17 protein-coding genes, 3 pseudogenes and 1 riboswitch are annotated in these 20,825 nt (G+C 43.1%); of the genes and pseudogenes, 2 read left to right on the top strand and 18 right to left on the bottom strand.

Annotated elements, in window-relative coordinates:
* Positions 1-43: 43 nt before the first annotated feature.
* From FFV08_04725 to FFV08_04695, 7 genes and pseudogenes are all read right to left on the bottom strand, one after another.
* Positions 44-1,111, bottom strand: a complete 1,068-nt coding sequence (locus FFV08_04725; GenBank protein QLB52013.1) for a 3-dehydroquinate synthase — start codon at positions 1,109-1,111, stop codon at positions 44-46.
* 10 nt (positions 1,112-1,121) lie between these two features.
* Positions 1,122-1,976 (bottom strand): shikimate dehydrogenase, encoded by an 855-nt coding sequence (locus FFV08_04720; GenBank protein QLB52012.1) that lies wholly within the window; start codon positions 1,974-1,976, stop codon positions 1,122-1,124.
* Positions 1,966-2,643, bottom strand: coding sequence for a type I 3-dehydroquinate dehydratase (locus FFV08_04715; protein ID QLB52011.1), 678 nt, complete (start codon positions 2,641-2,643; stop codon positions 1,966-1,968). The genes FFV08_04720 and FFV08_04715 overlap by 11 nt, the downstream gene beginning before the upstream one ends.
* Positions 2,640-3,803, bottom strand: coding sequence for a class I SAM-dependent rRNA methyltransferase (locus tag FFV08_04710; protein QLB52010.1), 1,164 nt, complete (start codon positions 3,801-3,803; stop codon positions 2,640-2,642). Before FFV08_04710 ends, FFV08_04715 begins: the two co-directional genes overlap by 4 nt.
* Positions 3,804-4,143: 340 nt before the next feature.
* Positions 4,144-4,682, bottom strand: a pseudogene (locus FFV08_04705) (HlyD family efflux transporter periplasmic adaptor subunit).
* Positions 4,683-4,723: 41 nt separating this feature from the next.
* Positions 4,724-5,398, bottom strand: a complete 675-nt coding sequence (locus FFV08_04700; GenBank protein ID QLB53270.1) for a hypothetical protein — start codon at positions 5,396-5,398, stop codon at positions 4,724-4,726.
* Between the two features lie 234 nt (positions 5,399-5,632).
* The gene (locus FFV08_04695; protein ID QLB52009.1) at positions 5,633-5,779 is read right to left on the bottom strand and encodes a hypothetical protein; all 147 of its coding nucleotides are present in this window, start codon (positions 5,777-5,779) and stop codon (positions 5,633-5,635) included.
* A gap of 101 nt (positions 5,780-5,880) precedes the next feature.
* Here FFV08_04695 and FFV08_04690 point away from each other — a divergent pair, with 101 nt between their 5' ends.
* Positions 5,881-8,076, top strand: a complete 2,196-nt coding sequence (locus FFV08_04690; protein ID QLB52008.1) for an LTA synthase family protein — start codon at positions 5,881-5,883, stop codon at positions 8,074-8,076.
* Positions 8,077-8,270: 194 nt separating this feature from the next.
* On the opposite strand, the gene pulA is transcribed toward FFV08_04690, so the two are convergent.
* From pulA to FFV08_04670, 4 genes and pseudogenes are all read right to left on the bottom strand, one after another.
* Positions 8,271-10,568 (bottom strand): type I pullulanase, encoded by a 2,298-nt coding sequence (pulA, locus tag FFV08_04685; GenBank protein ID QLB52007.1) that lies wholly within the window; start codon positions 10,566-10,568, stop codon positions 8,271-8,273.
* 23 nt (positions 10,569-10,591) lie between these two features.
* A complete protein-coding gene (locus FFV08_04680) occupies positions 10,592-11,542 on the bottom strand; it encodes a YegS/Rv2252/BmrU family lipid kinase (GenBank protein ID QLB52006.1) in 951 nt (316 codons plus the stop codon).
* A 9-nt stretch (positions 11,543-11,551) separates the two neighbouring features.
* A pseudogene (gene ligA, locus FFV08_04675) lies at positions 11,552-13,509 on the bottom strand (NAD-dependent DNA ligase LigA).
* Positions 13,510-13,614: 105 nt separating this feature from the next.
* A pseudogene (locus FFV08_04670) lies at positions 13,615-14,129 on the bottom strand (queuosine transporter QueT).
* Positions 14,127-14,262, bottom strand: a riboswitch (PreQ1 riboswitch). It overlaps the preceding pseudogene by 3 nt.
* Before the next feature lie 28 nt (positions 14,263-14,290).
* Between FFV08_04670 and FFV08_04665 the strand changes: the two are divergent.
* The gene (locus tag FFV08_04665) at positions 14,291-14,731 is read left to right on the top strand and encodes a GtrA family protein (protein ID QLB52005.1); all 441 of its coding nucleotides are present in this window, start codon (positions 14,291-14,293) and stop codon (positions 14,729-14,731) included.
* A gap of 71 nt (positions 14,732-14,802) precedes the next feature.
* On the opposite strand, the gene FFV08_04660 is transcribed toward FFV08_04665, so the two are convergent.
* From FFV08_04660 to FFV08_04630, 7 genes are all read right to left on the bottom strand, one after another.
* A complete protein-coding gene (locus FFV08_04660) occupies positions 14,803-15,510 on the bottom strand; it encodes a hypothetical protein (protein ID QLB52004.1) in 708 nt (235 codons plus the stop codon).
* 17 nt (positions 15,511-15,527) lie between these two features.
* Positions 15,528-15,977, bottom strand: coding sequence for a MarR family transcriptional regulator (locus FFV08_04655; GenBank protein QLB52003.1), 450 nt, complete (start codon positions 15,975-15,977; stop codon positions 15,528-15,530).
* 119 nt (positions 15,978-16,096) lie between these two features.
* Positions 16,097-17,101, bottom strand: a complete 1,005-nt coding sequence (locus tag FFV08_04650) for a hypothetical protein (GenBank protein ID QLB52002.1) — start codon at positions 17,099-17,101, stop codon at positions 16,097-16,099.
* 46 nt (positions 17,102-17,147) lie between these two features.
* Complete coding sequence (locus FFV08_04645) at positions 17,148-18,059, bottom strand: YihY/virulence factor BrkB family protein (GenBank protein ID QLB52001.1); 912 nt, start codon at positions 18,057-18,059, stop codon at positions 17,148-17,150.
* 48 nt (positions 18,060-18,107) lie between these two features.
* The gene (locus tag FFV08_04640) at positions 18,108-18,965 is read right to left on the bottom strand and encodes a methionyl aminopeptidase (GenBank protein ID QLB52000.1); all 858 of its coding nucleotides are present in this window, start codon (positions 18,963-18,965) and stop codon (positions 18,108-18,110) included.
* A 21-nt stretch (positions 18,966-18,986) separates the two neighbouring features.
* Complete coding sequence (locus FFV08_04635) at positions 18,987-20,282, bottom strand: CBS domain-containing protein (protein QLB51999.1); 1,296 nt, start codon at positions 20,280-20,282, stop codon at positions 18,987-18,989.
* A complete protein-coding gene (locus FFV08_04630; GenBank protein ID QLB51998.1) occupies positions 20,257-20,808 on the bottom strand; it encodes a GNAT family N-acetyltransferase in 552 nt (183 codons plus the stop codon). The genes FFV08_04635 and FFV08_04630 overlap by 26 nt, the downstream gene beginning before the upstream one ends.
* Positions 20,809-20,825 lie beyond the last annotated feature (17 nt).

Genomic DNA, 20,825 nt, shown 5'->3' with positions numbered 1-20,825 from the left:
TTTTCATCCAAACTGTCCAATCGTATTAAACTCCATCTGGCACTTATTTCTTCAGAAATTCTTTCATCTCTTCCAGCGGAATCTGGTGAATACTAGCCGACCCTAGCTCGGGCACCAGTACTAGTTTGATAGAGTTGCCTCGAGCTTTCTTATCGTGGGTCAGAGCCTGATAGAGAGCATTCTCATTCCAAGGCTGGTAAACCACCGGCAAGCCAAACTTCTGACACATATGGATGATGTTTTCTGTGATTCCGGCTGGCATGAGGCCTTTCTTTTCAGCGACGCGGGAAACTTGTACCATGCCAATCGCCACAGCTTCACCGTGCATGACTTTTCCATAGCCCGCTGTCGCCTCAATAGCGTGCCCAATAGTATGCCCGAAATTCAGATAGAGGCGAACGCCATTATCCAGCTCGTCCTCGACCACAATCTTACGCTTGACATCGCAGGAATGGTAGATGATGCTTTCAGCATGCTCCAAAATCGACTCTGGGCTGCCATTCATTTCTGACAGCTCGTCCCAGAGTTCCTTATCCTCAATCAAGCCGTACTTGACCACCTCGCCCATGCCTTCAATCAATTCCCGCTGGCCCAAAGTATGCAAGACTTCAGGGTCAATCAGAACTCCATCAGGCTGGGTAAAAGTCCCGACCATATTCTTGGCCCAAGGCGTATTGACACCTGTCTTACCACCGATAGAGGAGTCCACTTGAGCTGTCAGACTGGTCGGAATCTGCACGAAATGAATGCCCCGCATGTAGGTCGAAGCAACAAATCCTGCCAAATCACCAACAACGCCACCTCCCAATGCCACGATACCATCACTGCGAGTCAGACCAACCTTGACCAAAAACTCATAGACTTTGTTGACTGTCTTTAAGTTCTTGCTGGCTTCACCTTCCAAAAAGTCAAAGACAAAAGTCTCAAACCCAGCCGCTTCCAAGCTCAGCTTGACCTTTTCCGCATAGAGTCGAGCCACTCGATTGTCCGTGACGATAACTACCTTCTGAGGCTGCCAAAGCTGACTCAGCCAACTTCCAGCCTGAGATAAAGATCCCTTTTCGATGAGAATATCATAGGGATGATGCGGGAGATTTACGTTCAGTTTCATAAGCGCCTCCTTATTTATACAATTCTTCTAAACACTGCCAAATTTCCTGACTGGGCATAGGCTTGCCAGTCCAAAGCTCAAATGCTTCAGCTCCCTGATAGAGCAGCATACCAAGTCCATTGATTGCTGTGACATTTTGATTTCTGGCCCATTTGAGAAAGGGCGTTTCGAAAGGTTGATAGATAACATCTGCAACTAAAATCTGGTTAGGCAGCTCAAGCTGTTCAGGCAGGGGCAAACTGATGCCATCCATGCCTAGACTAGTCCCATTGACCAGAAGGTCTGATTGGTTGATTGTATTCTGCAAGCTATCCGCATCCTCCAAGGTTAGTACTTGGATACGACCCTTGGTTTGGTGGCTAATAACTGCCATCTTTCTGACAGTCTTCTCATAGGAAGCTTGGCGAGTGAAAACAAAAATTTCCTCTGCATTGTCCAAAGCTGCTTGAGCAATAATAGATGTCGCTGCTCCGCCTGCTCCCAAAATCGTCATTTTTTTGCCCCGAATAGCAAAAGAAGGCAAGCTCTTAAAAAATCCCTTGCCATCTGTGTTATAACCAACTAAAATTCCATTTTTATTCACAACCGTATTGACTGCTCCGATAAGGCGGGCACTGACATCCAGCTCGTCCAGATAAGGTATCACTTCCTGCTTATAGGGCATGGAAAGATTGACACCAAACATATCGTATCTGCGGATATTTTCTATACTGGCCTGCAGATCCTTCGCTTCCACTTCCCAAGCTAGATAGACACCATTGACATCAGTCTTTTCAAAAGCCATATTGTGAATAAGAGGAGAAATACTGTGCTTAATTGGCTTGGCAACCACAGCAGCCATGCGGGTGTGGCCATTAATTCTCATTCAAAATCTCCTGGATTCTCTTCATATTGCTCAGAGAAATCTGACCAGGTGCTGACGCCATCTCCTGGCTGGCAAAAGACCAGCTGGAACCTGTCAAATCAGCCGCAATGCGTGAAATCTTGCCGACTTTTCCCATGGAAATGGTGACAAAATCCTGCTCAGGATTCAAAGTCTTGAAACCGCGAGTATAGTTCATCAAGTCCAGCACATCCTGCTCATTGTGAGCCATGACAGAAACCTTGACCACCTTAGGGGTCAGAGAAGTAAGCTCAGACAGGATTTCCATCATATTTTCAGGCGTCTCCTCAAAGTTATGGTAGCTCAGCACCAGATTAGGAAACTCAAGCATTTCTTCAAATTTCCCCTTGTGAGAGAAATATTCAAAGTCGATATAATCCGGCTGGTAAAAACCGGCTACTTCCTTGATGAGAGCTACATATTCATCATCTGACAGTTCGATTTCTCCGCCTTCCTGACGGGTCCGCAAGGTGAAAATCAATTCACGTCCGGCAAATTTTTCAAAAATAGCTGGCGCAACATTTAAAATGTCATCCTTGGCCAGAAAATCTGCCCGCCATTCAATAATATCCGCATCTTCGTAGCGTGATACATCAATTTCTTGAGCTTCTTCTAAACTCTTGGGCATTACAGAAACGACTAACTTCATTGGTCCACCTTTATTGTAAATACCTTGAGGTAATTACTGCTCCCGTCTTTTTTATTATAGACAAAGTCTGCTGGCAGGCCATACTCCGCAAGATAGCGGTGCTTTCTGCCGGCAAGGCCTTTTTCAATTTCTTGTTTAAACTTACTTTTGGAAAGATTGGCTGCATTGGTACTTAAAATCATGATTCCCTGAGGATTCAGGATTTCCAAAGCTTCTGCAACCAAACGATGATAATCTTTAGCAACTGAGAATGTTCGCTTTTTATTTCTAGCAAAGCTGGGCGGATCTATCACAATGATATCAAAGCTTAGATCGTGGCGCTTAGCGTATTTGAAATAATCAAAGACATCCATCACCTGAAAGCGATGCTGATCCAGTGTCAAACCATTGGCCAGAAAATGAGCCTCTGACAGCTCACGGCTGCGCTTGGCCAAATCCACTGAGACTGTCTGACTGGCACCGCCCATAGCTGCTGCTACTGAAAAAGCAGCTGTATAGGAAAACATATTGAGTAAACTTTTACCAGCAGCCAGACCATCTACCAGACTAGCACGCACATCGTGCTGATCCAGAAAGATACCGGTCATAAGACCATCATTCAGAAATACCTGATAGCGAACACCGTTCTCCAAGACTGTGAAGGTTTCCGGTGCTTCCTCTCCATAGAGATGAGCCGATTCGCAGTTCAAACACTTGAAACGAATCTTTTCATAAGCTCCCTGAATCTCTGGGAAAACCTTAGCGAAGGCTGTCAGAATCTGCTCCTTGATAGCAAAGACAAAGTCATTGTACCAAGAAAAAAGCGCAAAGTCATTGTAGAAATCCACCGTGAAGCCACCGAAGCCATCCCCCTCTTGATTAAAGAGTCGAAAGGCTGTCGTGTCAGACGAATGGAAATAAGTAGAACGTCTGCTCTTAGCCTGCTCAAAGAGGTCTTGAAAAAAATCCGAATTCAGCTCTACCTTCTTCTGAGAAATCAGCCAGCCAACTCCCTTATTCTGAGGAGAGAGATAAGCTGTGCCTAAGAACTTTCCCTGACGGTTTTGCAGCTCCACACATTGATTCTGAAGCGAAAGAGCGCTAAAATCCTTTTTATCTAATAAAAGAATGCCCTTTCTCAGTTTTTCTTCTGCCTCTTGAGTAACAGTAAGTTTATTCATAAATTATATTATACCAAAGATTGTGAAAATTCTCAAAACATATTTTACATTTGAGTTAATAAAAGATTTCACAAACGAGTACAAAACGACTATAAACCTCTCTATAGAGAGGATAAGGCTTTTATAGAAATATTACAATTTCGCCGATTTAAAATATCTCAAATGCGGCTCAAATTTTCCTTAACTGGAGAAATTATGTCTTACTTAGAGGAGAAAATTTTTAGGAAATAAGACAAGGAAGGCTGAGAGGTATATTACAACAAAAAACCTCTCAGAACTATCTTCAAGATTTCTGAGAGGTTGTTCATTCATTCAAAAATGTTCCAAATAGTATCTGAAATTATTTCTCCTTCAGACTGTCATTCAAACCATCTCGAATAGGGTCAAGGAAGTAATCTAAGATACTTCGATTATCTGTTTTTATTTCAAGTATTCCTGATAGGCCTGAAACTAAGTCAATTCCTTTGTGCAATGCTTCTTGTCAATCGCAACTCGGACTAAATATACCATCCCTTTTCCTTTAACTTGAAAAGCGGTCGGACTGATATAAGGCATTTTAGCAGGAATGGTTCCATAGTCTGAATAAGGATAGGCCTGTAATTTAACAACATCCTTCATACCTTTTTGAATATCTGCTCTATCCTTATCAGATACCTGAGCTTCAAATATCAGTTCTGTATCACTAGGGACGAGCGTTGCTACTGGATTTTCTGCACTAACTTTCTGTCCAATATGACTGACGATTAAACTTACAATCTGATCAGTTGAAGGCGCCTTAATCGTTAGATACTCTAGAATATACTGCTGCTGAATCAATTCTGTCTCTGTCTTACGTTTATTCTCCGTTAAAGCAGGCATTTTTTGTGCAAGGCTGGTATCATCATGATATAACTTGTATACTCTTTTCCCATTATTAACTCCTATTCTTCTATAACTGTTTCGCTAAAATAATATTTTTCTGACCGTTCTACCGATAATGTTAAAAAATATTTATCTTGTTTGTCATATTTTGGATATCCCCGAAATTCTAATAATGTCTTGCTTCCTTTGGGCAAATTAATGTAGCTGTTGATGTTTTCATTCGTAATCTCATAGCGGATGCTGTAATTACCTGTGACCGGACTTTCCGTAATAGCGTCTAAATCTAGAGACTTCAAATACTGATAATCAATAGGAAGTTGAGTAAAAAGAAATCTAACATTCTCTAAACTAGAATCCAGAACTTGACCATCTGTAGTTTGGAATCCATTCTTATCACTATAAGTCACAGTTGAAGTCATTATTATTTCATCATTATATGGTTGACTTCTTACTTTCGTATAATCTCCGATAATTTGTTTGGTAGTATGATCACCTCTCAGTTTAAACTCGTGAAAAAATGTTTTATTGTTAGTCCGCTCTTCTCTTCTATATACAATCCTGAACCCCTTGGGAAACTTCTTAAACAAATCCTCCGCCTTGGCTGTCGGATAAACCTCTGAAATTCTTGAGAATCGCTCTTCATACTCCTGTCTTTTCGCGTTTTTCATGATGGAACACCCCACTAATATAGTTCCTACAAGCAATAGGATTGCTAATGCACATAGTTTTTTCATCTTTTTCTTCCTTTCCATTTGTTCTCCAACACTTTCACCCATCATCTGCTAAATATGCTGGAATGAGCGTGATTTTCATAGCCTTCTTCATCATCTCCCCTTTAGATAGACACAAACCATTTATACTATACCATTAACTAGTAATAAAACTCTGCACCAACGACTTTTGATATATCAACTTATCTTAATTATATGTTTTCCTATGTTTTTTGTAAATATTTTTTGAGTGTTTTTTTAGATATTTTCCTGCTGTTTTTCAAGTTTCTGGCCAACGATATTTGATTCTATTCCACTAATGTCTGCGGCAAAATGATCTTCACACAATAATCCTAAGAAAGCTTTCTCCATTAAAAAACTTAAATATTTAACTGCTTCAAACATTTTCCTCAGTCAAAAAGAGGTCAATTTTTCCTTGCGCCGTCTTTTTATGTTATACTTAGAGGAGAAAATTTTTAGGAAATAAGACAAGGAAGTAACTTTTTGTGAAAAAAATAACCAAGAATTTACTCAATTTCATGAGTACGAGACTAGGTTTTGTCTTGATTTTACTGCTCCTCTATTGGATAAAAACCATGTGGGCCTACACGATTGATTTCAACCTTGATATTCAAGGTGCCTATCAAGTATTTTTAGCTATTATCAACCCTATCCCTATCAGCCTCTTGCTGCTGGGACTGGCACTCTATGTAAAACGAACCAAATTATTCTACAGCCTAGCCTTCGGAATCTATCTGCTCCTCTTTGCTTGGCTGGTATCTAACTCCATTTACTACCGCGAGTTCAGCGACTTTGTTACAGTCAATACCATGCTGGCTTCTAGCAGCGTTTCAGCTGGACTTGGGGAAGCAGCACTTGAGCTCTTCCGCCCTTGGGATATTCTTTATTTGATTGATTTCCCGATTTTGGCTTTCTTATTCTTTAAGAAATACATCCGCATGGACGACCGGCCTTTCAATAAACGCGCCAGCTTTGCTGTGACATCCCTGTCTGCCATGCTGTTCTCAGCCAACTTATTCTTGGCTGAAATTGACCGGCCTGAGCTCTTGTCACGTGGATTTTCCAACTATTATGTCGTTCGGGCTCTGGGCTTGCCAACTTTTCTAGGTTACAGTGCTAACCAGACATATACCGCCAATCGTGAGCGCTCCAAAGCTTCTGAAAAAGACTTGGAACCAGTAACAGAATATATCCAATCCCATTATGCAGAACCAAATCCAGAATATTACGGGATTGCCAAAGGCCGCAATGTCATCTATATCCATCTGGAAAGCTTCCAGCAGTTTCTGATTGACTATAAGCTGCAGGCAGATGGGAAAGAGTACGAGGTGACACCTTTCCTCAATTCCCTCTACCACTCCAACTCGACTCTGGCTTTCTCTAATGTCTTCAACCAGGTCAAGGCTGGTAAGACTTCTGATGCTGAAACCATGATTGAAACTGGGCTCTTCGGTCTCAATCAAGGCTCCTTCATGGTTAACTACGGTGGTACCAATACCCAGCAAGCAGCGCCTTTCATTCTTTCCAAAAACGGCGACTATACTTCTGCTGTTTTCCATGGAAATACAGGAAGCTTCTGGAACCGCAATACAGCCTACAAGCAATGGGGTTATAACTATTTCTTCGATGCGTCATACTTTACCAAGCAGGACGACACCAACTCCTTCCAGTACGGTTTGAACGACAAGATTATGCTGAAAGATTCCATCAAATATCTGGAACACCTGCAGCAGCCTTTCTATGCTAAGTATATCACGGTTTCCAATCACTATCCTTACACGACTAGCTTGATTGGTGACGAGATTGGATTCCCGCTGGCTAAAACCAAGGATGAAACCATCAACGGTTACTTTGCCACTGCCAACTATCTAGATTCTTCTGTCAAAGCCTTCTTTGACTATCTCAAAGAATCCGGCCTCTATGAAAATTCCATAATAGTTCTCTATGGCGATCACTTTGGAATTTCTAACACTAGAAATCCTGATTTGGCACCGCTTCTAGGTAAGACTTCTGAGACTTGGTCTAATTATGACAATGCTATGATGCAGCGCGTACCATACATGGTAGTGATACCTGGCATGGACAAAGGAAAGATAATTGATACCTACGGCGGCCAAGTTGATATGCTGCCAACATTGGAGCATTTGCTGGGTATTGACTCTAAGAACTACCTTCAGGTTGGACAAGACCTGTTGTCATCTCAGCATCAGCAAATTGTGGCCTTCCGCTCCAGCAATAACTTTGTCACTCCAAAATACACTAGCTTCAACGGACGGACCTACTACACCCAAACCGGTGAGGAAATTACCAATCCAGACGAAACCATCAAGAAAGAACTGGATGAGATTCGTAATGCTGCCAATACTCAGCTGAAGATGAGTGATGCTATTCAAACCGGTGACTTGATTCGCTTCTACAAGGGAAATGACTTAGGCAAGGTCAACCCTAAAGATTACTCTTATCTTAATTCAATGAAAGCCTTGTTGGCTATTGAAAAAGAAAAAGGCGACCAATCAACCAGTCTTTACTCCCAGCGGGGCAATGTCTCCACTGTGGACCTATTTAACTCGCCAAGCTATAGGGCACTGCATCCAGAGCAGTTCCAAACTAGCAGCAGCGACGAAGACAGCAGTCAAGAAGACTCAAGCTCTTCCAGCTCTAGTTCCACAGCCAATCCATAGATAGCAAAAAAGCCGAGTTTGGGACAAAAAGATTTCAATTTTTAAAAATCTTAATTATTAAGCCCTTCAAATCTATAATTAAATGCGAAAAGCGAACAAAGCAGAATTCTGATTACCAGAAAACTAGTTTTGTTCGCTTTTTATATTTGAGGTTGGACTTTTGTCCCAGACTCGCTTTTCTTGTAGCTAATATCTTATTGAATAACTTCAAAAACAGAAACCGTCAGGTTTTCAACATAGAAAGGCTTCTTATGACGGCTATTACCGACTACGAGGCGCAACTTATCTGCATTAGGCAGATAGTAAGGCAGGCCACTGGCATTAAAAATGACTTGATAATGCTTGTCATCCTTGATTTCAAAGATAATTAAGCCACTGCCCTGCTCTGCTGATTGGACAAAGACATGCTTATAAATATCTTCATAGGTCTGATAAGAAAAGGCCTTGCAGCTTGTCTTGAGGCGAATGATGTCCTTGATAAAATCAATACTCTCTTGATGGTCCTGCAAAATATTCCAATTTACCTGATTGACTGCATCTGGCGCATTGTAGCTGTTCATAGCCCTTTCGCGATCACTGTGAAGAACTTGACCGTCTTCTCCAGTCGCCACTAGCTTGGTACGGGAAAATTCCTGTCCCAGCTCCATGAAAGCCATGCCCTGCATGAGCAGATTCATAGCAGTTGCCAGCTCAATCCGCTTAGTGCGAGTCAGAACATCATCGTCGGGATGCAGCTCCGCCAGCAAATCATGCAGGTTGAAATTATCGTGTGCCTCCACGTAGTTAAGAACTTGATCAGGACTGAGATAGCTACCTAGCTCACTACTGCCAAGGATAGCCTTAGCGACGATATCCTCCGTCGCCTGACCACTGACAAAACCAGCCTTGATGCCGCCGTAAACCTCTGCTCCTTTGACCGCATCCCGCTCTGTATCATTGAAAAATCCAATCCGCGGTAACTGATAAGCATTGTCCTTCTTGGCCTTGTCTTCTGGCATCAGACCTGTGCCCATATCCCAGCCCTCACCATAGAGCAAGATTCGCGGATCCACCTCATCCATGGCCTGACGGATGGCATTCATCGTTTCCACATCATGGATTCCCATCAGGTCGAAGCGGAAGCCATCTACATTGAACTCCTCTACCCAATACAGCAGAGAGTCAATCATAAACTTGCGGAACATCTCGTGCTCGCTGGCTGTCTCACTCCCCACTCCAGTTCCGTTTTGGAAAGAGCCATTAGGATTCATCCGATAGTAATAATCCGGTACCGTAGCTTGGAAAGCAGAATCATAGGTTGAGTAGACGTGATTGTAAACAACATCCAGTGTCACAGAAAGCCCCGCATCATGGTAGGCCTGAATCATTGTTTTCAAATCACGAATGGCCTGCGCTGGGTCGGCAGGATTGCTGGAAAAGCTAGTCTCCGGAGCATGATAGTTCTGCGGGTCATAGCCCCAGTTGTAGATTAGCTCTCCATTTTCATCATAATCCTTGTGACGGTCAGAGACAGGCTGAAGTTGGACAATATTAACGCCTAAATCGCTGATATAGTCAAAACCAGTCTTTTGCCCTAGATGATTGGTAGTTCCTTTTTGACAGGCTCCCAAGAAGGTCCCGCGCAGCTGACTATCCACGCCTGAAGTCTCCGACTTGGTCAAATCCCGGATATGCATCTCATAAATCACTGCCTGATTTGGATTGTCCAAACGCCAGTGAGCTTCTTTGCCCTGCCGAACTTGAAAACCAGCTACTTCTGTCTCATCTGCTCCAAGAATCGCTGAACGCTTGCCATCTGGACTGGTCGCAACAGTATAGGGATCACGAGTATAAAAATTACGGTATTCAAAGCTAACATGGTAGTGATAAGTTTTGCCGGTCAAGTCTTCTGCTATTTCAGTTGACCAGACACCGATGGTATTTTCCTTATGGTCGTGAGAATATCGGTCACCTTTTTGCATTGAGAAGATTTTATAAACAGGAGCTTGATTGTCAGCCGATTCATACACTAACAGCTCTACCTTCCTAGCTGTCGGTGCCCAAACTTTGAATGTATGTACATCGCCCGTTTGACGGTGTCCCAACCAGCCTTGATAGCCCCAGCATTCATCAAAGTAGTCTGTTCTCAGGGCCATATCAAAGTTATGAGGCCGCCGGCGTGAATACTGGTGACTGGTCGTTGCAGCCTGCAGGGAATAATAAACCTGAGCATCTCCCTCAATCAGCCAAATTTCCGTCACCAGATGAGGAGGCAACAAATCAATATGATAGTCACAGGACTGGCTGGACCAGTCTGATCGTTTGATAATGACATGGGCTTGATTCAAGTGCTCCCAGGTCTCAAATGATAATTCTCCCTGAATACCAAAATAATCAAGTTTAGAAAAGGCTGCTTCCTTTCCCCATTGGTTTATTTGCCACTGCCACATATCATAGGAGAAATAATCTCCAGTAGGATTGTGGTAATGGACTAAGACTTTATAGTCTAGCATGTTCTTTCATCTCTCATCTAAAATTATTCTATTGAAAGGGCTGTCTGACTGATTTCATCAATATTGGCAAAAAATTCCAAATGTCCGTGCAGCACTTCCAGTTCAACAGGCGTATCGCCGCCGTATTCTCCATCCAAATTCAGCATAAATGGACCTTTTTTGTCTAAAATTTCCAGCTGCAGCTTGCTTGTTTTGAGGTATTCTACATTGATATCGCCAACGTGCTGACCGCCATTAATAGCCTGCATCATCAGACTCAGCATATCAAAGAGATTGGCTGTCTTGACCAAAATCAAGGTAAAATTTCCATCGTCTAATTTTGTGTCCGGTGCTAACTTTTCAAAACCACCGATAGAGTTGGTCAGAGCTGCAAACATCAGCGAAATCTTACCTTCAAAGACACCGTGATCGTGCTTGATACGGACCTTGCGGAACTTAGAGCGAGGTAGCTTTTTTGCTCCTTCTGCGACATAGGCAAAGTAGCCTAGGCGGGATTTGACCTCGCTAGGTACGCTATAAGTCAGCTCTGTTAAGGTTCCAGCTGCCGCAATATTGATAAAATACTTGTTCCCATAGGCCCGGCCAATATCCATCTTAATGGTCTGGTTCTTTTCAATAATGCGGGCTGCCGCTACTGGATCTCCCATGGGAATCTTCAAAGCACGCGCATAATCGTTGGTTGTGCCAGTTGGAATAAAGGCCAGTTTAGGCCGTTCATCCAGATTCGCCACGCCATTAACTACCTCATTGATGGTACCGTCGCCTCCTGCCGCAATAATCAAATCAAATCCTGCTTTTGCTGCTCTTTCTGCTTCTTTTTGAGCAGAAAGAGGCGCTGGAGTGGTTTGGTAGGCGCTGGTTTCATAGCCCACTTCCTCCAAAACATCCAGAACTTCCGCTATATTTTTCTTAATAATTTCCTGTCCCGAAGTCGGGTTATAAATCAATCGTGCTCGTTTAATCTTATCCTTCATACTTCAGCCTCATAAGCTATCAAGCCAGTCCTCATCACGAATTTCAATTCCTAACTCTTGAGCCTTGGCCAGCTTGCTGCCAGCATCGGCTCCAGCCACTACCAAATCCGTTTTTTTAGAAACAGATCCGGAAACATTAGCACCTAGACTCTGCAATTTTTCTTTAGCTTGATTGCGTGTCAATTTTTGTAATTTACCAGTCAAGACAACTGTCATACCTGATAGGGCTGCATCAGCCGCTGCCTTTTGTCCCAGATAGTCTAGATTCACACCTGCTTCTTGCAGTTCCGCCAAAAGAATCTGAGAGCCTTCCTGCTCAAAATAGGTATGCAGGCTTTGGGCAATCACAGCTCCAAGACTGTCGATAGCCGCAATCTCTTCTTGGCTGGCCTGAGACAGCTTAGGAATATCATGGAATTTCTCCAGCAAAATCCGACTGGCCTTGCTTCCCACATGGCGAATCCCCAAGCCAAACAAGAGGCGTTCGGCCGAGTTTTCCTTGGAAGCTTGAATAGCAGTATACAATTTATTTGCTGATTTTTCCTTAAAGTTCTCTAGTTCTAGTAAATTTTCTACTGTCAGCCGATAGATTCCAGCCACATCCTTGACTAGATTTTGAGCAAAGAGCTTCTCCACTACTGCTGGACCAAGACCCGCAATGTTCATGGCATCCCGGCTGGCAAAGTGAATCAAGCCCTCCTTGATTTGAGCTGGACAAAGAGGATTGATGCAGCGCAGAGCGACTTCATCTTCAAAGTGCACTAGCTCACTCTCACAGCTCGGACAGTGACTTGGTATTTCCAGAGGTTCCTCTGAGACACGCTTGGACTCCACCACTCGCAAGACAGCAGGAATAATATCTCCCGCTTTATAGACGATAACGGTGTCTTTCTGACGAATATCCTTCTCCGCAATATAGTCCACATTGTGCAAGGTTGCTCGGCTGACAGTCGTTCCCGCTAGCTGAACTGGCGTCAAATTAGCTGTCGGAGTCACAACTCCCGTCCGACCCACTGTCCAGTCAACAGACAGAAGCTGGGCTTCCTTTTCCTCAGCCGGAAACTTATAAGCGATGGCCCACTTAGGTGCCTTGACAGTAAAGCCAAGCTCTTCTTGCACCGCCAAGTCATTAACCTTGATGACAATACCGTCAATCTCATAAGGAAGACTGTCCCTCTCCTGAGCAATCTTTTCGATAAACTCCCAAACTGCTTCGATAGAATCCGCCAGAATATGTGTAGGATTGACTGAGAAGTCCAAATCTGCCAGCTTGTTTAAGACTTCTTCTTGGCTGCCAGCCTGAGTCGGACTGGCCTCTTGGTAGAGGAAAGTCGCTAGATTGCGCTTGGCCACAACTGCTGTGTCGAGCTGCCGCAAGGTTCCTGCTGCCGCATTTCGGGGATTGGCAAACTCAGGCTCACCATTCTCCTGCCGCAGCTGATTGACCGCATCAAAGGAAGCCTTGGGCATGTAGCACTCTCCCCGCACAGTGATATCCAGCGGTTCTTTCAAGGTCAGTGGAATGTCCTTGACCCGCTTGAGATTTTCAGTGATGTTTTCACCAACAGAACCATCCCCCGAGTCGCTCCTGCTACCAAGATTCCCTTTTCATAGGTCAGAGAAATAGAGAGCCCATCAATCTTGAGCTCACAAAGATAAGAAACCTGAGGAAAATCCTTGCGAATCCGCTGGTCAAAGGCTACTAATTCTTCACGTGAAAAAGCATCCTGCAAACTAAAGAGAGGATACTGGTGTGGATATTTTTCAAATCCTTCTAAAATCTTCCCTCCCACCCGATGTGTTGGACTGTCAGGCAGGATATCGGTTGGGTACTTTTCTTCTAACTCCACTAACTCACGATAGAGTCTGTCATACTCGCTATCCGATACGCTTGGCCTGTCTGCCGTATAATATTCATGAGCATATCGGTTGAGCAATTTTACTAATTCTGACATTCTTTCTTTCATACTTCTATTTTATCACAAATACACAAAATCTTCCTCTATTTGTTCCCAATTCTTCCTAAAAAGCAAAAGGACATAAAAAGAGCGGAAATTCCGCTCTCTGCTGTCTTATTTTGTCAAATCAATCCTTTTCGCAATCTGGTTAATAAGGATAGCTCCAGCAATCAAGGAAGCAAATTCTCCAATAGCCGTTGTAAACCAAGTCAGGAAGAATGGATAGCCTTGCAAGAAGTGTAACTCTGCAGCAATAGTCACCATCGAAATAGAAAAGAATACTGCAAAATAGAAATGATCCAAACGAATCAAGCCTTTAATCAGATATTGATTCTTATAGCGACTGAAAAGATAGACACCCAGTGACAGGAAAACTAAGGTGGATCCACCGCCGACAAAGACATCGACGATTCCAAAACTATAGAGATTGGCAATCATACAGCCAATGGTCACTCCCATGATATATTTCCGATTATAAAAAGCCATAAAGTTCATCATTTCAGAAATTCTGAACTGGTAAGCACCATAGCTAATCGCATTTAAAGGGGCGTAATCGTAAGAGCTACATAAATAGCAGCAACAATGGCAATCTGAGCCAAATCACGAACTGTCAGTTTTTCTTGTTTCATGTTTTCTCCTTTAGCGGCTTTACCGCGTGTAATATGCTTGGCGAAAGAAGCTAAGCGCCAAGGGTTGCGTTACATGAGAGGGCATCATTTGTTGATTCCCCCACAGATTTGGCAACCCAACTAGTATAGCATAAATCCTAGAAATATGATAGACTATCTTTATGAAAACTTTAATCAAAAAATTCTTTGACAATGAGGTTCTGTCCTATCTTTTCTTTGGTGTGGCAACAACTGTCGTATCCGTTGTCAGTCGGATGCTCTGCTATGAATTAACGGGAAATGAACTACTAGCTACGATAATAGGTGATATTCTTGGCATTCTCTTTGCCTTTGTGACCAACGATACCATCGTTTTCAAGCAAGCAAGGAGCGGCTGGCCTTCTAGACTTGTCAAATTTTTCACTGCACGTTTGGCTACTATGGGCTTAAATTTACTATTGACTTTTATCTTCGTCACTAGCTTCCCACAGATCATAGGCCAGTTTGTCAATAACAATATCAAAATGGTCAATACCATCGAAACTTTCATTGCTCAAGTACTGATCATCATTCTCAACTATGTCTTTAGTAAGATTTTTGTCTTTAAAAACAAGAAAAAATAACAACGAATCAGTCTATTTCACCCTATAAAAGCAAATCTGGACCAGATAATTCTGATCCAGTTTTTTTATTCTCAGATTTCCAAGCTTGGTTTTTCAATAGTCAGATGAGTGATTTCACCTTTGACAACAAAATAGTCCTCAATCAGAGTCTGGAGTTCTTTCATAGCTGCTTGGGCGCGTGTTGCTTGCTCTTCATTAATGGCCTCAATGACCAAGATGGCGTCCTTGGTCTCCTCTGTCAGCATAGTCCGCTGGGCTTCTCTCCAGTTAAGGCAACGGCAGACAGCCCCCTCTTCATCATAGTAGATGATTTCTTCTGGCAGTGCCGGTGCGTCACTCTCAGCGCCCAGCGGAAAAAAGGCTTCCCCACCCTTGGCTTTTCCTAGATGAAGACCTCCAACAATCTTATCCAAATCCTCACCGCCACATGGAACCGCATAAGACAGCGAGACACTGTTGTAGATATCGACCAAAGGATTGATTGGATGAAATTCCCGCCCCTGACTAACCCGCTTGAGTAGGGCCTCGATAGAAGAGCGCGCTCCTTTCTTGGTCTTGAATTGACTGAAGGCCTGCCGCCACTCCTGAATGACTTTATTTTGAGTGAAGTTCTCATCTAAGATAAAGTCTTCAGCTCGTTTCGCTCCCTTATCCAGCAAGGATTTGAAATAAGAGTCCTTACTTTCATCCACTCTATTATCCAGCCCCTTAACCACTAGAATACTAATCTGCGCTTCTGGAAATACTTGCCAGAATTCATGTTCAACTGTAACTTTCATGATGCACCTCTTCAATCTTAATAGTTTCTTTTTTGACCTTTTTTGACTGCTTCCCAGTCACCTGTGATGTTTTCACGCACTCGGATCAGCATTTCCTCCAAGGCTTGAACTTCAGCTTGAGAAAAACCCCGCAGGGATGTCTCTTCAGAATAGTCATTCTCAGCTAGGATAAAAGGATAAAGTGTTTCCCCTTTTTCCGTCACAAACCATTCCTTGTTCTTCTTGTTGTCCTTGGCTGCTTTCTGCTGCACCAAGCCCTTGGCCTCTAGCTTCTTTACAGAACGGGCAACCGTTGAGCGATCCACCTTGAGCAGCTCCGATAGTTCCTCTTGGATAATTCCTGGATTCTCCGCGATTCGCACCAGATAAAGATATTGCCCCCGCGCAAGGTCAATATCACGAAACTCGATATTCGCAATGGAATCCAAAGCTCGGGCAATAATCCCAATTTCCCGCAATACTGACATATCCCCTCCTTTAAAATTTTATTTAAACATATTATATCGCATTTTATTGCAAATGCAATAAAATTAACTAAAAAGAAAAAGAGGAAAATCCTCTTTAAATTTGGCACAAATGTCTTTTTCTAATTTTCTTCTTCCTTGTAGTATTTTTGCAATTCTTCCGCTGAATTAATGACATGTTCCTGCCGATCTACTGAATATTTAGCTGGGATAGTCACGTTCTCAAATACATTCGTTCCTGGCGGAAAGAAGAGTTCAGCAACCTTTTTAACTAACGCTACATCTGTTGTTTCGTTTAGGAATGTAACCTGTCCACCATATCCTTGAATGATTTTATATAAATCTGGATAGTCTTTAGCAAGAACTGTTTTTTTGAGGTTTTCTGGAGGATAGTCCTCACTCAGACCGGCATCAATATAGGACACAATTACCCCCTTTTTAATTAGATTATCATGAAAACTCGTATAAGAAACAAAATTGTTTTGGTTAGATACGCCTTCCATTTTCACCTCATTAGCTGGTAAAATCTTACCTTCGTCCAAATCAATAAAGTGAACCTTATAATCTTCATCTTTTTTAGAATGTTTAGGATGGAGGAGGATTCGAACATACCTCTTTTGATGAGAAATATCTATCCAAATTCTGGTTGATTCTATTTCAGACGGGACAAGACTATTGTCAAAAGAACGCACCATCTTAAAAATATCAAATTCTTTTCTTTCTAGTTTTTCTCCCACCAGTTTATAAACAGCTAACCTCCAATATTCTCCTTTTTCTGGTACATTCCGATTAAAATCATATAGCCCTTGCTCTGGATTATTCTTCAGCTTCATATAGTTATTTATAAAATAGCCATAAGTAAATGCCCTTACACTATTAAACTTACTTGCTTCTGACTTAACTGTTGCCATTTTCTGCATTTCTTCCGAGTCTACAAGTTCCCAATTATAAAACAAAGCTTTTTTTCCTTCAAAAAATTTATAATTCGGTCTATACTCAGGCACATAGTAGGTGTATTGACCATAATTTTCTTGAAACTGTACCTTTTGAAAATTATCCCAGATATAATAGCCTACAAATCCTAGAAGTAAGAGCAGAGCAACCACAATACTCTTCCATTTTGTTATTTTTTACTTTTCATACTTATTTATCCTTCTCCGATCCAAAACAACATCAGTCCTCTTCGTCATCCTGCTCTTTCTTCTTGAAAGTAAAACGCCCTGTACTTTCGACTTCAAATCCTGACTCACAGCAGCTCTGGATACTGGCATTGAGCACTGCGCCAACAATCAAAATTTTAGCAATCATGATAAACCAAAACATCATCACAACCATAATGATGGAGCTAAAAAAGCGAACATCAACTAGGTGATTTAAATAATTATCCATGTAGACGGAAAAGATGTTCAGCAAGGCCAGAATAGTCAGAAGAACGAAGGCGCTGCCTGGCAGAACATAGCGTTTTTTGTTGATTTTCACGTTAGGCAGGAAATAATAGAACATGACCAAAACCGCAAAGAGTAAGGCGTAAATCAGGGGCTCGGTAAAATGCTGCAAGTGCTGATAGAGTTGGCTATCTAGTTTCCAGTAAGTACGGAGGAAATCTAGCGACATATGGCCAAACATGGTCAGAAAGAGGGCCAAGGCAAAGAGAATCTGCAAACCTAAACTCACAAAGAGGCTCATGACGCGACGAGAAATCAGCCCTCGGCTCTTGGCTACCCCATAGGCTTTGTTAAAGGCAATCTGTAGGAAATTCACGGACTTGGAAAAAGTCCAAAGAGCCGACAAGACTGAGAAGCTCAGCAGACCAGTCGAGGGCTGGGTCAGCACTTCACGCATGACTTTTGCTACAACATCATATAAAGTCTCTGGCAGCATGTCCTTGATAGCTGTCAGAAAATCCGCAATTGGAATATGGAAATAAGGCAGAATATTGACGACAATCAAGAGCAAAGGAAAAACGGAAATCAGCCAATAATAAGCAACTGCAACGCTGGTCAGCTCACTGTCTGACTCTTTATAAAAACGGAAAAATTCTCTTAAAAATTGATTGTTGCGAACCTTACCAAATAATTTCTTCACTCTCTTCTCCTTCAAAAAAAGCTGAGACAACTGCCCAGCCTTTGATTTCTAATAAGTTCCTTCTTCTCCCTGGCTGGTCAGAATGACAGGTCCATCTTTTGTAATGACAAACTGATGCTCATACTGGCAAGACAAGCTGCCATCCAGCGTTTTATGTGCCCAGCCGGTCTCAAAGTCCGTATCAATTTCCCAGGTACCTGTATTGATCATGGGCTCGATAGTCAGAACCATTCCCTCACGCAAGCGCAAGCCGCGTCCTGCTCGACCGTAATGCGGCACCATAGGCTCCTCATGCATGGTTGGGCCAACACCGTGCCCCACTAGATCACGCACAACGCCATAGCCATGACTTTCAGCATATTCCTGAATAGCTGCGCCAATGTCGCCGATACGATTGCCAACCTTGGCTGCTGCAATTCCACGGTAGAGACATTCCTTGGTCACATCCATCAGCTGCTGAGCCTCTGGGCTAATCTTCCCTACTGCATAGGTCCAGCAAGAGTCTGCCACACCGCCCCGGAAGCTCTCTGTGTGTTGCTTCATTTGTGCTACATTGTCAAAATCTAGCTTGGACACATCCAGCTCTGCCTTATCGATCAAGCCAACCACCATATCAACGCTGATGACATCACCTTCTACCAGCTTCTGATGACGGGGAAAGGCATGGGCCACCTCGTCATTGAGAGAGCAGCAGGTAGCATAAGGATAGTCCATGACAGAGCCTTCAACACCAATTTGCAGAGGCAGCGCATTGTCTTCTTTACAACGCTTGCGAACATACTCTTCAATGTCCCACATGTCAATGCCTGGCTTAATCAAGTCTCTCAAACCGATATGGACCGAAGCCAGAAAATCTCCACTCTTGTCCATCAAGTCAATTTCACGCTGTGATTTTAAAGTAATCATTCTTTCTCTAAATTCCTCTTCTTAATTAATTTTCACTGTAATCGTCGCTTTGGCAACCAGCATCGCTTCCAGATACATCTCAAAGTCAATAATAGCTGTCCGCCTAGTTTGACGGATAATGCGCGGCTGGATATGCAGCAGGTCATCAATCTGAACCGCTTGAAAGAAATAAATCATCAGTTGATCGATAATCAAGCTGCGGCCGCTGTTGACCATGAGCTGCTGGGTAATCCGAGTCAAAATTTCTGTCAGCACACCGTTGGCTAACACACCATTTTGCTCCAGCATAAAAGGCTCAACGGTAAAGGAAAACAAATCATCCTGACGGCTAATCTTCTGTCCCACCTGCTCACTGAAAGTCGGAAGGCTGGAAATCTGAGAACGGCTCATTTTTTCCATAATGTCCCGCCGCGTAATCACACCCAGCAAGGTCTGATTGCTGCGCACTACTGGTATCATTTCAAAATCTTCTGCAATCATGCGCTGGCTGATATTAGCAATATTGGCAGATAGGCCTGTCATAAAGACGTTTTTCGTCATGACCTTGTCCAAGGTTGTCAGAGGAGACTTATCCCCCGCGTCTCGCATGGTTACTACTCCCACCAGCATCTGCTGCTGGTTGATAACCGGAAACCGGCTGGCACGATTGCGACGAACCAAGTCCAAATAGTCACGAACAGTATCAGTATCATGCAAGAAGCCGTACTCGTGGCTGGAGCGATAGACCTGCTCCACTGTTAAAATATCGGTCTTGATCTGCATATTGGACAGGGCCCGATTAATCATAGTTGCGACGGTGTAGGTATCGTGCTTGGTCCTGAGCACTGGTATATTAAGCAGATTAGCCATCTTTAGAACTTCCGAGCTGACTTCAAAGCCTCCGGTTACCAGCACCGCATTCTCATTTTCCAGAGCCAAGAGCTGAATTTTCGTCCGGTCTCCGACAATCAGGAGACCGCCCTCTGTCAGATAGCGCAGGATATTCTGCTCCGTCATGGCTCCGATGGAAAATTTATTGAATTCTTTTTCTAGACCATCTTCTCCGGCTAATACTTCTGAGCCTGTAATATCAACGATTTCCTTGTAGGTCAGGTGCTCCAAGACCACTTTCTTGGACTTAACCCGAACCGTACCACTCCGAGGTCTGGTCTCAACAATACCGCGGTTCTCCGCTTCCTTGATAGCTCGATAAGCCGTCCCATCGCTGACTCCCAGATAATTTGAAATACTTCGGACACTGACCCTCTTGCCGATCGGAAGATTTTCAAGATAGGTTAAAATTTCCTGATGCTTACTCATTAAAATCTCCTCTCTCATAACGGTACTCCAGATAATCTCTCATCTTCCTCGTGTACCGATCGCTCCCTTTAAACTGCCGGTAGAGGCTGAAGCCAGATTTTTGAGCTACCTTTTGACTAGCTAGGTTCTCTGCATGAGTGATAATACTGAGGCGCTTGAAGTCAAAGCGGGTAAAAGATAGAAAAGTAATTTCTCGAACAATTTCTGTCATCAGCCCTTGTCCCCAGTAGTCTTGCCGCAGAAAATAGCCTAACTCAGCTTCTTTCTTGATCTCGTCCATCTTTTCAAACTTGACAGAGCCAATCATTTCCTGCGTTTCCTTATGACAAATGGCCCAAATCCCCAGAGGATTTTTCATAAAGAAATTGGCAATGACGTATTCACTTTCCTCTAGGCTTGCTTCTGTCGGAAAAATGAACTGAGTATTTTCCGGATTGGACGCAATCTTATATAGAGCCCCTGCATCTTCAAATACAATGGGCCGCAAAAAAGCATGCTCTGTCTCAATAAATGAACAGGCTGCTAAATGTGTCCACAAATTCATCTGCTACCTCTATAAAA

Origin of the sequence: Streptococcus sanguinis, from assembly GCA_013378335.1 — a bacterium.
Classification (GTDB): Bacteria; Bacillota; Bacilli; order Lactobacillales; family Streptococcaceae; genus Streptococcus; species Streptococcus sanguinis_I.
This window is presented reverse-complemented; position numbering and strand designations above follow the sequence as displayed.